This window comes from Streptomyces sp. NPDC043812 (assembly GCF_056436245.1).
In genome coordinates, this window is record NZ_JBWKCY010000008.1 from 93,963 (window position 1) to 106,344 (window position 12,382).

Sequence of the window (12,382 nt, forward strand, 5' to 3'; positions counted from 1 at the left end):
TTCGTGTGTCAGGTGCGGCTCGCGGTGCAGTCCGCCGGTGTCGGCCGGCCCGTGGGCCAGGCGAGTCCGACGAAGCGGATCCGGCCGGGGGCGTCGGGTGCGAGCTCCACCACGGAGACCGCCTTGTTGTAGGGGTTGCCGTAGTTGTCGAGGCAGATCCAGCCGCTCGCGCCGTCGACCTTCCCCATGCCGTGCAGCCGAAGCCAGGAGTCGCTGATGCGGCCGAGCGCGGGGATGACGGGGTCGCCGTCGTCGCGCATGCGGATGGCAGTGATCGCCGTGAGTCCGGCGTCGTAGAAGGTGATGGTGCGTGAGTCGGTGAGTTCCACCGGGCCGATGTTGCCGACCTCGGAGCCGGTGGCGAGGTCGGCGAGGGTGCGGTACGCGGCGGCGGAGCCGCCGGTGGCGGGGGCCTTGGGGCCGGCCCAGGCGTCGGGGTGGGCGACGGCCGCGTACTGCAGGGTGACGCCCTTGCCGAACGCCTTCCAGTCGAGGAGCTTGTCGGACGAGAGGGTGGAGGCGCCGGAGCCGGTGATGACGGTGTACTTCTTCTCGGTGCAGCCCCGGTTGCCGAGTTCGTTGACGAACTGGCGCAACTGCACGGGGCGTCCGGCGAAGTAGATGACCTCGGCGGCCGAGGTGCAGATGGTGTCGACCATCTGGTCGAAGGCGTTGGCCGTGGTGCCTTCGTCGTGGAACTCGTCGGGTGCGCGGTACTGCTCGGGTGCGCGTGGTGCCCCCTCGGTCCGTTCGGCGAACGCCTGCTTGAGGGCGTCGACGTAGCTGTCGCCGGTGCGGACGTCCTCGACGACCAGGGTGTGTTCGGGGTCGATGTTCTTGTTGAAGTGGGACAGCGCCCTGGCCTGGTCGGTGGTGGTGGGCACGACGCGGGCGAGGCCCGGGTAGGCGTCGGGACGCGCGGCGCTGTTGCCGGAGTCGTCCGCGGTGATCGGGCCGCCCACGACGGGGATGCCACGTTCCCTGGTGAGATGACCGATGGCGGCCTGGGTGGTGGCGGTGGAGACGTCGAAGCCGATGACGGCACGCAGATTGTCGTCCGTGGACTCGGACATGGCGCCGAGCTGATCGGCCACGGGCTTCCAGTGGTCGTGGTTGCGGCCGGGGTTGGCGAGCAGCAGCCGTATCGCGGGCTTCTTGCCGTTGGAGTCGTGATTGGCGCGGAACTGGGCGAGGTGGGCGCCCTGCACCTCGTGCAGGGTCTTCTCCTGCTCGAAGGCCTGGGTGGGTGCCATCGGCAGCATGACGGCGATGGAGACGTGCGGTTCGTCGGCGATGCGGTCGTTCTCGGCCTTGATGCGGGCGCTGATCTCCTTCAGATTGTCGGCGAACACATAGCTGCCGTCGGTCACGCCGGTGCACTCCTCGCGGCCCTCGGGTCCGCGTTCCTCGATGCCCTTCCCGCAGGCCGGGTCGGGACCCAGGAAGACGATGCCGGTCCACACGGCGGCGGCGAGGACGACGAGAGTGGCGAACAGGACGGCCGCCTTGGTGAGCGGTCCGCCGGGGAGCCTTCCGATGAACGAGGTCATGACGCGGCCCCTTCCGGGACGGGCAGATCGGGGGCCTGTAGGCCGGCCCTGAGCGCGGCCGGCCAGGTCGCGGACGCGTCGCGGTAGGCGGCGTGCACGGCCTTGTTGCCGTACAGCGTCTCCAGCGCGATGCGCACGGTGGTCAGTTCGTCCTCGCGGGGCGCGAGGGTGAGCGGGTCGGACAGCTGCCACAGCAGCGGCACGAGGCTGGCGACCGCCTCGTGGTGCGGGCCGGGGGTGTCGCTGCCGCATGCCGTGCAGGACAGGGTGGCCGTGCCGCTCGGGGGCTCGTAGTCCTCGCGGGGGTGCGGGGCGGCGCAGATGCGGTTGAGCGAGGTCAGCCACGCGGTGGGGGACGCGACGGTGAACCGGTGGTGCAGCACGCACACCACTTCCTCGGTGCGGCCGAGTGCGAGGGTGTGGTGCAGATAGGTGTCGCTGCGCGGGTCGCACAGGGAACGCAGCCGGAGTTGGGTGTCGCGCCAGCGCTCGTGGGTGACGGTGGCGGCGAGCCGGTGGCGGAGCAGCAGGTCGAGGGCGCGGTCGCCGTCGAGCCGGGCGCGTGCGCGGTAGTCGTCCGCCTCGTGGACGCGGGCGGCGACCAGTTCGTCTGAGTGGTCCTCGGGGTGGGCGAAGGTCCACAGCCCGCGCCGCGTGGTGCCGTCTTCGGCGGCCGACAGCAGCACGAGCCTCTCCTGCAGGACGGGGTCGGGCAGCAGTTTGGCGAGCAGGTCGGGCACCGCGGCGTCGACGAGTTCCCGGCTGCGTATCGTGCCCGCGTCCTGGACGCGGCGGATCGCCGCGTCGGCGAGGGTGCGCGCGCTGGCGGCGCGGCCGCCGCTGTAGCGGGCGACGAGGCGTGGCAGGTGTTCGGGGTAGTCGACGGAGCTGAGCATCTCGCCGATGTGGGCGGGGTCGATGTCGGGTATGCCGAGCACGACGGGAGGGGCGGGGGATGCCGTGTTCCGGTCGAGGTCGGTCAGTGGCGGATGGTGTCCGCCGCTGCCGAGCACGGTCGCGAGGACGACGGGCCGTACGGGGTCCTTGTCCGAGGGCTCGAACCCGGCTTCCAGCAGGCCGAGGAACGCCTGCCCGACGTCGGTGTGGGCGTTGTCGAGGAGCAGCAGCGGCCGGGGTTTGCGGTTGAGCCGCCGGAGTGTGCCGTAGTTGGCGTCGATGTCGGCGAGGAACGCGGCGACGAGATGCTCCTCGGCGGTGCGCCTGCGTTCGTCGAAACGGCGGAACAGACGGACGAACTGGAAAAGCCGCTGCACCGAGTCCCCCTGGTAGCCCTGGGAGCGGTGCAGCCTCGCGCCCCACCAGGCAGGTGCGCCCCTGTCGCTCTTGGTGAGGTGCGGGAGCAGTCCCTCGAAGAGGGAGCGGGCGACGAGGTCCAGGCCGGCGACGCCGAGGATCTGGGGCAGATAGTTCATGCTGAAGTCGAACCAGGTGCGCATGAGTTCCCTGCGGCGGGCCACGTCCGGATTCTCGTCGCGCAGCAGTTCCCGCAGTTCGCGCTCCGTGCGCACCATCTCGGGAGGCCGTACGTCCGGGGGCCGCACCCGCGGGCCCGCTCCGGTGGCCGGGCCGCCGGGGTCCTCGGTCCCGGGCGGCCGCCACGCGGTCACGACCAGCAGCCCGAGCGCGAGCCGGGGAAAGGCGAGCGGCTTGCCGAAGTGCGACACCTCGAGGTGGAGTTTGTAGGCGAGCAGGAAGAGCAGATTCGTGAGGTGCGAGGCGTTGGGGACCTCCGTGTCGCCGAGTCCGGCGACACCGGCCTCGCCGTACCCGGCATCGGCGAGGTCGAGCTGCGCAAGCGGCACCCGATCGCTGTATGCGGCCCGGACGCCGTCGAGCAGTGCCGTCCGCCCACTGCCGCGCCCGCCGACGATGCGGACCACCGGCGCGCCCCGGGGATACGCGAAGGGGATCTGGTACCCGTCCTTGTGGTGCAGGCCGACCAGCCGGGGCACAAAGCTCTCCTGCAGCGCCTGCTGACCGTACAGTGTCCCGCACATGGCGCTCCCCCGCCTCCCCGTGGTCCCGCTGCGCGTCCATGAGATCAACTGGCCGTGCACAGAGGGAATTTACCCGACAGATGCCCCTCGGTCAGAGGGTTGCGCAGGTCGGATCCGTCCACTTCCCGAAACAGCTACGGCTCCGGGCCGCCGACTTTATTGACAGCGGAAAATAACCCCTCTACGTTTCCCGCCATGCCGTCGACGTACCGCACCGAGACGTTCCCGGCGGCCACACCGGCCGCCTCGTCGGTCTTCACCACTCTGCTGTCCCACGGACCGCTCACCCGGCTGGAGTTGGGCCGTCGTACCGCCCTGTCACCGGCTGCCGTGACGAAGGCGGTCCGCCCGCTGATGGAGGCGGGTTACGTCGTGGAGGCGGCGAACGGCGGAGCACGTCCGGCAACGGGCCGCCCCGCCAACCCCGTCCGGGTCGACGCCGGCCGCGCCCTGTTCCTCGGCGTCAAGATCACCGGCGACGAGGCGATCGCGGTGCTCACGGACCTGTGCTGCCGCATCCGCGCCGCCCGGCACGAACCGCTCACGGCACGCGACCCTGCGACCGTACTCGGCGTCATCACCGCACTCGCGGAGGAGTTGGCCATCGAGGCCGAGGGCATCGGAATCCGTGTCCAGGGCCTCGGGATCGCCGTCTCGGGAGACGTGGACCGCGCCGCCGGAGCGGTCCGCTACTCGCCGTTCCTCGACTGGCACGAGGTGGCGCTGGCCGAACTGGCGTCGGCGGCAACCGGGTTGCCGGTCACCGTCGACAACGACGTACGGGCCCTGACCGTCGCCGAGCAGTGGTTCGGCGGTGGCGTGGGCTGCGCGAACTTCGCCCTGGTCACTGTGGGTGCGGGCATCGGCTGCGGGCTCGTCGTGAACGGACGCGTGATCTCCGGCGCACACGGGGTGGCCGGGGAGATCGGCCACCTCACCGTCGACCCGCAGGGACCTCCGTGCCACTGCGGCAACACGGGATGTGTCGAGGCGATCGCGTCGGACCCGGCGATCCTGCGCAGCGTCCGGGAGGCCACCGGACTGCCGGTGGCGGACTCAGCCGCGGCGCTCGCTCTGGCGCACGGCGACTCCCCCGCTGCCCGGGCGGCGTACGCCCGGGCCGGCGAGGCGATCGGCCGGGCGATCGGGGCCGTGGTCAACCTCCTCGGACCCGAGCGGGTGATCATCTCCGGCGAGGGGCTCGCAGCCTACGACCTGTTCGCCGCACAGATCCGGGACGCGTTCACCGAAGCCGCCTTCTCCACCGCCGCACAGTGCGAGCTGACGACCCGTCCGCTGCCGTTCGACCAATGGGCGCGCGGTGCCGCGGCGACCGCGATCGAGACGTTCATCCAGACCGACTGACACCTCCCCCACCCGTCCGCCTCTCGCCGCATTGCAGGAGGGCCCGCCTCATGCTGCCCACAACCAGTTCCGGCACCACCCCCAGAGACGATGTCTCGGCCCCGTGCCGCAGCCGAAGGGCGCGCACGGTCCCCGCGCTGCTCGCCCTCGCCATCGCCGCATCGCTGACCACCGCAGTGCCGCAGGCCGTCGCCGAACCGGCCGCGCCCACCTCCCCTGCCACGAGCGCCGCCACCGCTTCGCCCGCCCCTGCGCAGAAGCCGTACATGGGCTGGAGCAGCTGGAGCATGCAGTCCAGCAAGTACCCCGGCCTCAACCCCAGGGGCGACTACAGCTATCTCACCGAGGCGAACGTCCTGAAGCAGGCCGACGCGATGGCCGCCAAGCTCAAGAGGTACGGCTACGAGTACGTGAACATGGACGCCGGCTGGTGGCGCACCTGGGACTGGAAGCCGCTGTTCGACGCGTACGGCCGGCAGAAGGCCGACCCCGCGCGCTTCCCGCGCGGGATGAAGGCCGTCGCCGACGATCTGCACGCCAAGGGACTCAAGGCCGGCATCTACCTCCCCGTCGGCCTCGAGAAAGAGGCGTACGGCGAGGGCAGGGTGCCGGTCTGGAACGCCCCTGGCTGCACCACCGGTGACATCGTGTACGGCGATCTGCGCACCACCAACGGCTGGGACAGCGCCTACAAGATCGACTTCACGAAGCCGTGCGCGCAGAAGTACATCGACTCCCAGGCCCAGCTGTTCGCCGACTGGGGCTACGACTTCCTCAAGCTCGACGGCGTCGGCCCCGGATCCTTCAAGAGCGGCGACAACTACGACAACCGGGCCGACGTCGCCGCGTGGAAGCAGGCGATCGCCACCGCGGGCCGCCCCATCCACCTGGAGATCTCCTGGTCGCTGGACATCGACTACATCGCCGACTGGAAGAAGAGCTCCGACGGATGGCGCATCGACACCGATGTCGAGTGCTACTGCGACTCACTCGTCACCTGGGAGAACTCGGTCGAGGACCGCTGGCGCGACACCCCCGCCTGGACCCGGCACGCGGGTCCGGGCGGATTCAACGACCTGGACTCCCTCGACGTCGGCAACGGCGCGATGGACGGGCTGACGAAGGCCGAGCGGCAGAGCTACATGACCCTGTGGGCCATCTCGAAGTCCCCGCTCTACTCGGGTGACGATCTGACGAAGCTGGACGACTACGGGCTGAAGCTGCTCACCAACCGCGAGGTGCTCGCCGTCGACCAGCAGCCGGGCCCGGTCGCCCGCCCGGTCACCGCGGACGCGGAACGGCAGGTCTGGGGCATGAGGAATCCCGACGGCACCTACACGGTCGCCCTGTTCAACCTCGGTGACTCACCCGCATCCGTCACGGCGAACTGGTCCGCCTTCGGGTTCGGCGGCACCGCATCGGTGCGCGACCTGTGGAACCACGAAAACCTCGGCAGCCGTCGGGACGGCATCACGGCGGCCCTGCCCTCCCACGGCTCACGCCTGTTCACGGTCACCCCCCGCTCCGGCGACCAGCCGATGACCTCGTACGAGGCCGAGGCCGGCACCCTGGGCGGCACCGCCTCGGTCGCCTCCTGCGACGAGTGCTCGGGGCAGAAGAAGGTCGGCAACCTCTACCTCGGCGGCAGCGTCCGCATCGAGGACGTCGTGGTGCGCAGAGCAGGCACGTACATCGTCAACGTCCGTTACACCTCCGGCGATCCACGGCCGGTAACCGTCTCGGCCAACGGCAAGGGCGCCACGCGCCACGACTTCCCGTCCAGCGGCGGGTGGGGCGCGGCGGAGAGCGTGAGCATCCCCGTGACGCTCCGGGCGGGCAGCAACACGCTCACCTTCGACAGCGCATCTCACTACTCGCCGGACATCGACCGCATCGACGTCCCGCGTTCCTGAACGCCGCGGCCGGGGCTGCTCCGTACTCGCACGGAGCAGCCCCGGCTCCCCGCCCACCGATTCCGTGGAGTGACCGTGGACGATCAGCACACCCCCGCCCCCCAGCCGCCGACCCGCCGCCGCATCCTCGCCGCGGCCGCCGCGCTCGGAAGCGCCGGCGCCCTCGGCGGTCTGCCCGCCTTCACTGCGACCGCGGCGCCGGTCCGCCCCACCACGTCACCGATGCGGGCCACCGACCCGGCAAGCGAACTCTGGTACCGGGCGCCCGCCTCCGACCGGAAGATGATCGAGCAGGCGCTGCCCGTCGGGAACGGCAGACTCGGCGCGCTCGTGGGCAACGACCCCGGCCGGGAGCTCCTGTTCGTCACCGACGCCACGATGTGGACCGGCGGCCTCAACGACACGCTGGACCAGGACGGCCAGTTCCCCTACGCCCGGGAGAACTTCGGCAGCTTCACCCAGCTCACGCACATCGCCGTCGACATCCCCGACCACGACCTGTCCGCCGTCAACGACTACCGCCGCGCCCTTGATCTCGGACAGGCGATCGTCACCAGCTCGTACACGAGAGCGGGGGTGCGCTACGAACGGCAGATCTGGGCGAGCGCCCCCGACGACGTGATCGTCGTCCGGCTCACCCAGCGCGGAGGCGGCTCGTACACCGGCACCATCTCCCTCGACGGCACCCACGGCGAGACGACGTCCGCCGACGGTGCGCGGGCCGAGCTGTTCCTCGACGACTCCTTCGGCAACGGACTGCGCTACGGCGCCGCGATCACGGCACGGGGCAGCGGCGGTGCGGTGCGGGTCTGCGGCTCGCAGATCGCGTTCACCCGCTGCACCTCGCTGACGATCGTCATCAGCGGCGGTACGAACTACGCGCCGGATTTCGCCACCGGCTACCGCGACCCGGACCTGCACCCGACGGCCCTCGCCCGGACCAAGGTGCGCTCGGCGGCGCGGATCGCTCCCGAGAAGCTGCTGCACACCCATGTCGCCGACCACCGGGCGCTGTACGACCGGATGGACCTGTCGCTGGGTGAGTCGACGGACGTCCAGCGCCGGCTCGACACGCGGGAGCGGCTGCAGGCGCGCAGGGCGCAGGGCGATCCGGACCCCGAACTGGAGGCGGCGTATGTGCAGTTCGGCCGCTACTTGATGATCAGTGGATCGCGGGGCCGCCTGCCGCTGAATCTGCAGGGGCTGTGGCTGGACGGCAACGACCCGGACTGGATGGGCGACTACCACACCGACGTCAACCTCCAGATGAACTACTGGATGGCCGACCGCACCGGTCTCCAGCCGTGCTTCGACGCGCTCACGGAGTACTGCCTGGCGCAGCTGCCGTCGTGGACGAAGCTCACCGGCGATCTGTTCGGCGATCCGCGCAACCGGTTCCGCAACACCAGCGGCAAGGTCGCCGGCTGGACGGTGGCGTTCTCGTCCAACGTCCACGGCGGACTCGGCTGGTGGTGGCATCCGGCGGGCAACGCCTGGTTGTGCCAGTCGCTGTGGGAGCACTACGAGTTCACCCAGGACACCGCGTATCTGGCGCGGATCCTGCCACTGCTGCGGGGCGCCTGCGAGTTCTGGGAGGCGCGGCTGGTGACGGTCACGGTCACCGAGGCGGCCACCGGTGAGCGGCGTGAGGTCCTGGTCGACGACCACGACTGGTCGCCGGAGCACGGTCCGCAGGACGCCCGGGGCATCACCTACGCCCAGGAGTTGGTGCACCTGCTGTTCGGGAGCTACCGGCAGGCGTGCAGGCTCCTCGGCAGGGACACGGCGTACGCGGCCCGGATCGGGCGGCTCCAGGAACGGCTGTATCTGCCGGAGGTCAGCCCGACGTCCGGCCGGCTGCAGGAATGGATGTCCCCGGACGACCTGGGTGAGACGACACACCGCCATCTGTCCCCGCTGATGAACCTGTTCCCAGGTGACCGCATACGGCCGGGCGGTGCGCCACAGGAACTCGTGGACGGTGCGGCCGCCCTGCTCACCTCGCGCGGCACGGAGAGTTTCGGCTGGGCGAACGCCTGGCGAGCCCTGTGCTGGGCGCGGCTGAAGCGCGGTGGAGACGCCTATCAGCTGCTCGTGAACAACCTGCGGCCCTCGGTGAACGGCAGTAACGGCACGGCCATGAACCTCTTCGACATCTATGAGGTGGAAAAGGGCCGAGGGATCTTCCAGATCGACGCCAACTTCGGCACGGCGGCGGCCGTGACGGAGATGCTGGTGTACTCCCGCCCCGGTCGTGTCGAACTGCTTCCCGCGCTGCCCGACGCCTGGTCGGCATCCGGTGCGGTGAGGGGTGTGGGCGCACGCGGCGGTTTCGTGGTGGACGTGAGCTGGCGCGACGGCCGGGTGCGTCGGGCCACGGTGCGCAGCACCGGCGGCCGGTCGACGACGCTGGCGTGGCCGGGTGGTTCCCGCACGGTGACGATGCGGCCGGGGGCGTCGATCACGCTGCGGGACTTCGTGTGAGGGCGCGCCTGCGGCAGTGGCCCCTGCCCCGCAGGGGGCAATGGTGACCCGGGAGGGAGCGCATCGACGTCCCGCGCGTTCTGAGCACGGGCTCAGGTGGAGGCGGGGACGTCCGTGGCCGCGGAGCGGATGCCGTCGAGGTTCTGCTCGACCCACGCGCGCAGCTGCCCGAGGGGCTCCGAGACGCCGCGGCCGAGCGGGGTCAGTTCGTACTCGACGTGCAGCGGCACGGCAGGATAGACGGTGCGCTCGACGAAGCCGTGGTCCTCGAGACGGCGCAGGGTGCTCGTCAGCACCTTGGGGCTGACGCCCTGCAGCTGCCGCTGGATCGCGCCGAACCTCCGTGGTCCGTCCTCCAGCGCACCGATGGCCAGGGCCGACCATTTGTTGGCGAGCATGTCGAGCACGTCGCGGCAGGGGCACAGGGCGGCGTAGACATCGTGCTCGTCATGGCGCCCGGAGGCGCAGGCCACGGTCATGAGAACTCCTTCCGGGTGGCTTGCACCCGCGACTACCTCGATACTTCCCAGGAGATAGTAGCCTCCCTTGCAGGAAACCACTAGCTGGTGGGTAGCGTTCTGAGCATCATCGGTTCCGCACCACAGGAGTTTCTGGATGAGCACCACCACGACCATGCGCGCGATCACTCAGGACACGTTCGGCGGCCCCGAGGTCCTCAGGCTCTCCGAGCTGCCGCGCCCCGAGCCGCTGCCCACCGAGGTGCTGGTACGCGTCACCTCGGCAGGCGTGAACCCGGTGGACTGGAAGACCCGTGCGGGCGGCGGAATGGCAGGCGTTCTGGGCGAGCCCCCGTTCGTGCTCGGCTGGGACGTCTCCGGCGTCGTCGAGGAGGTCGGCTTCGGTGTGCACACCCTCCGGCCCGGTGACGAGGTGTATGGGATGCCCTGGTTCCCGCGCTCCGCCGGTGCGTACGCCGAGTACGTGACCGCGCCGTCACGTCACTTCGCGCGCAAGCCCGCCTCGCTGGGCCACGACGAGGCGGCCGCGGTGCCGCTCGCCGCGCTGACCGCCTGGCAGTCGCTCGTGGACGCCGCGGGCGTGCGCGCCGGGCAGCGCGTGCTGATCCACGCGGCGGCGGGAGGGGTCGGCCACTTCGCCGTGCAGTTCGCGAAGCGGCTGGGCGCCCATGTGATCGGCACCGCGTCGGCGGGCAAGCACGAGTGGCTGCGCTCGCTCGGCGCCGACGAACTCGTCGACTACACCGCGGTGCGGTTCGAGGACGAGGTGCGCGACGTGGATGTCGTCATCGACCTGATCGGCGACGGCCACGACACCACGAGCACCCGTTCGCTGCAGACCCTGCGACCCGGCGGCACGATCGTCGCGGTGCCGTCGGGGGTCTCTCCCGAGCTGCTGGCCACCGCCCAGGAGCGCGGGCTGCGGGCGCTCGCCTATCTGGTCGAGCCGGACGGCCCTGCGCTGGCCCACATCGCGGACCTCGTCGACAAGGAGGGCTTGCGGGTCGAGGTCGAGGACGTGCTGCCGCTGGCCGACGCGGCGCAGGCACACCGCCGGGGCGAGCGGGGACGGACCCGCGGCAAGCTCGTGCTGCGGGTCGAGGAGTGACCCGCAGGGCGGGAGGTGACGCGGGACCCTGTCATTCCCCTGCGTGCCACAACGTGGTGACATTGCAGAACTCGCGGATGCCGTGGCCGGACAGCTCCCGCCCGTAGCCGGACCGCTTGACGCCGCCGAAAGGCAGCGCGGGATGGGAGGCGGTCATCCCGTTGAAGAAGACGCCACCGGCTTCGAGGTCTCGGGAGAAGCGCTCCACCTCGGTCTCGTCGCGGGTCCAGGCGTTCGAACTGAGGCCGAAAGTGGTGTCGTTGGCCAGCTCGACGGCCTCGTCGATCCCCGCGACCCGGTAGAGGGTGGCGACCGGCCCGAACGCCTCCTCCCGGTGGATGCGCATCCCCTCGCCCACCCCGGTGAGCACCGTGGGTTCGTAGTACCAGCCGCGCTGCTGCCCCGGCGGCCGACGGCCGCCGCATTCGGCCGTGGCACCGCGGGCGAGTGCGTCGTCCACCAGCTCCTCGAGGTCGGCGCGGCCCTGTTCGGTGGCCAGGGGACCGACGTCGGTGGACTCGTCCATCGGGTCGCCGACGCTCAGGTCCTTCATGGCCGCGGCGAACCGCTCCCGGAAGGCGTCGTGGACGTCCGTGTGGACGATGAACCTCTTGGCCGCGATACAGGACTGGCCGTTGTTCTGCACGCGGGCGGTCACGGCCGTGCCGACCGCTCGGTCGAGGTCCGCGGACGGCATCACGATGTACGGGTCGCTGCCGCCGAGTTCGAGCACGGTCTTCTTGATCTCGTCGCCGGCGACGGCGGCCACCGAACGCCCGGCCGGTTCGCTGCCGGTCAGCGTCGCGGCGGCCACGCGCCGGTCGCGCAGGATGGCCTCGACCGCGCCGGAGCCGACCAGCAGGGTCTGGAAGGAGCCGTCGGGATATCCCGCGCGGCGGAACAGGTCCTCGAGGTACAGCGCGGTCTGCGGCACGTTCGACGCGTGCTTGAGCAGTCCGGCGTTGCCTGCCATCAGGGCGGGAGCGGCGAACCGGATCACCTGCCAGAGCGGGAAGTTCCACGGCATGACGGCGAGGACGACACCGAGCGGCCGGTAGCGCACGGTTGCGCGGGCGGCCCCGGAGTCGCGTACGTCGGCGTCGGCGGGGTGCTCGTCGGCGAGCAGTTCCTCGGCACGGGCCGCGTACCACCGCATGGCCTTGGCGCACTTGGCGGCCTCCGCGCGGGCGGCGGCGATGGGCTTGCCCATCTCGGTGGTCATCGTGCGGGCGATCTCCTGCTGGTCGCTCTCCAGCAGGTCGGCGGCGCGGCCCAGCAGTGCGGAGCGCTGTGCGAAGGGGACCGTGCGGTGCTCCGCGAAGGCGGCCGCGGCAGCCGCGAGCCGGCGCTCGATCTCCTCCTCGCCCAGCGCGTCGAAGGTCTTGAGCGTCTCGCCGGTGGCGGGGTTGACGGTGGCGATGGGCATGGCGGTTCTCCTTGGAACTGGTCTGCGGCAGGACGGTGG

General features: G+C 71.0%; 8 protein-coding genes. 4 read left to right on the forward strand and 4 right to left on the reverse strand.

The window, feature by feature from the left end:
- Positions 1–8 precede the first annotated feature (8 nt).
- Positions 9–1,550, reverse strand: coding sequence for a hypothetical protein (locus tag AC067Z_RS14285; protein ID WP_478789780.1), 1,542 nt, complete (start codon positions 1,548–1,550; stop codon positions 9–11).
- Entirely contained in the window at positions 1,547–3,568 is a 2,022-nt protein-coding gene (locus AC067Z_RS14290) for a hypothetical protein (RefSeq protein WP_478789781.1), read from the reverse strand. Before AC067Z_RS14290 ends, AC067Z_RS14285 begins: the two co-directional genes overlap by 4 nt.
- Positions 3,569–3,763: 195 nt before the next feature.
- Here AC067Z_RS14290 and AC067Z_RS14295 point away from each other — a divergent pair, with 195 nt between their 5' ends.
- The 3 genes from AC067Z_RS14295 to AC067Z_RS14305 all read left to right on the forward strand — a co-directional run bounded on the left by AC067Z_RS14295 (position 3,764) and on the right by AC067Z_RS14305 (position 9,330).
- Complete coding sequence (locus AC067Z_RS14295) at positions 3,764–4,933, forward strand: ROK family transcriptional regulator (RefSeq protein ID WP_478789782.1); 1,170 nt, start codon at positions 3,764–3,766, stop codon at positions 4,931–4,933.
- Between the two features lie 50 nt (positions 4,934–4,983).
- Positions 4,984–6,846 carry an alpha-galactosidase D gene (locus tag AC067Z_RS14300; RefSeq protein ID WP_478789783.1) on the forward strand — a complete coding sequence of 621 codons (1,863 nt, stop codon included), beginning with the start codon at positions 4,984–4,986 and terminating at the stop codon, positions 6,844–6,846.
- A 75-nt stretch (positions 6,847–6,921) separates the two neighbouring features.
- A complete protein-coding gene (locus tag AC067Z_RS14305) occupies positions 6,922–9,330 on the forward strand; it encodes a glycosyl hydrolase family 95 catalytic domain-containing protein (RefSeq protein WP_478789784.1) in 2,409 nt (802 codons plus the stop codon).
- Positions 9,331–9,422: 92 nt separating this feature from the next.
- Here the strand turns inward: AC067Z_RS14305 and AC067Z_RS14310 are convergent, their stop codons facing one another.
- Positions 9,423–9,809: a winged helix-turn-helix transcriptional regulator gene (locus tag AC067Z_RS14310; RefSeq protein WP_478789785.1), complete on the reverse strand. Its 387-nt coding sequence runs from the start codon at positions 9,807–9,809 to the stop codon at positions 9,423–9,425.
- A gap of 136 nt (positions 9,810–9,945) precedes the next feature.
- Here AC067Z_RS14310 and AC067Z_RS14315 point away from each other — a divergent pair, with 136 nt between their 5' ends.
- A complete protein-coding gene (locus AC067Z_RS14315) occupies positions 9,946–10,917 on the forward strand; it encodes an NADP-dependent oxidoreductase (protein WP_478789786.1) in 972 nt (323 codons plus the stop codon).
- A gap of 31 nt (positions 10,918–10,948) precedes the next feature.
- On the opposite strand, the gene AC067Z_RS14320 is transcribed toward AC067Z_RS14315, so the two are convergent.
- Positions 10,949–12,343 (reverse strand): NADP-dependent succinic semialdehyde dehydrogenase, encoded by a 1,395-nt coding sequence (locus AC067Z_RS14320; RefSeq protein WP_478789787.1) that lies wholly within the window; start codon positions 12,341–12,343, stop codon positions 10,949–10,951.
- Positions 12,344–12,382: the final 39 nt, after the last annotated feature.

Bases quoted from the DNA above. Each gene is read 5' to 3' on its own strand.
- AC067Z_RS14285 (WP_478789780.1), bottom strand. From the start codon at position 1,550: ATGACCTCGTTCATCGGAAGGCTCCCCGGCGGACCGCTCACCAAGGCG.
- AC067Z_RS14315 (WP_478789786.1), top strand. From the start codon at position 9,946: ATGAGCACCACCACGACCATGCGCGCGATCACTCAGGACACGTTCGGC.
- AC067Z_RS14300 (WP_478789783.1), top strand. From the start codon at position 4,984: ATGCTGCCCACAACCAGTTCCGGCACCACCCCCAGAGACGATGTCTCG.
- AC067Z_RS14310 (WP_478789785.1), bottom strand. From the start codon at position 9,809: ATGACCGTGGCCTGCGCCTCCGGGCGCCATGACGAGCACGATGTCTAC.
- AC067Z_RS14295 (WP_478789782.1), top strand. From the start codon at position 3,764: ATGCCGTCGACGTACCGCACCGAGACGTTCCCGGCGGCCACACCGGCC.
- AC067Z_RS14290 (WP_478789781.1), bottom strand. From the start codon at position 3,568: ATGTGCGGGACACTGTACGGTCAGCAGGCGCTGCAGGAGAGCTTTGTG.
- AC067Z_RS14320 (WP_478789787.1), bottom strand. From the start codon at position 12,343: ATGCCCATCGCCACCGTCAACCCCGCCACCGGCGAGACGCTCAAGACC.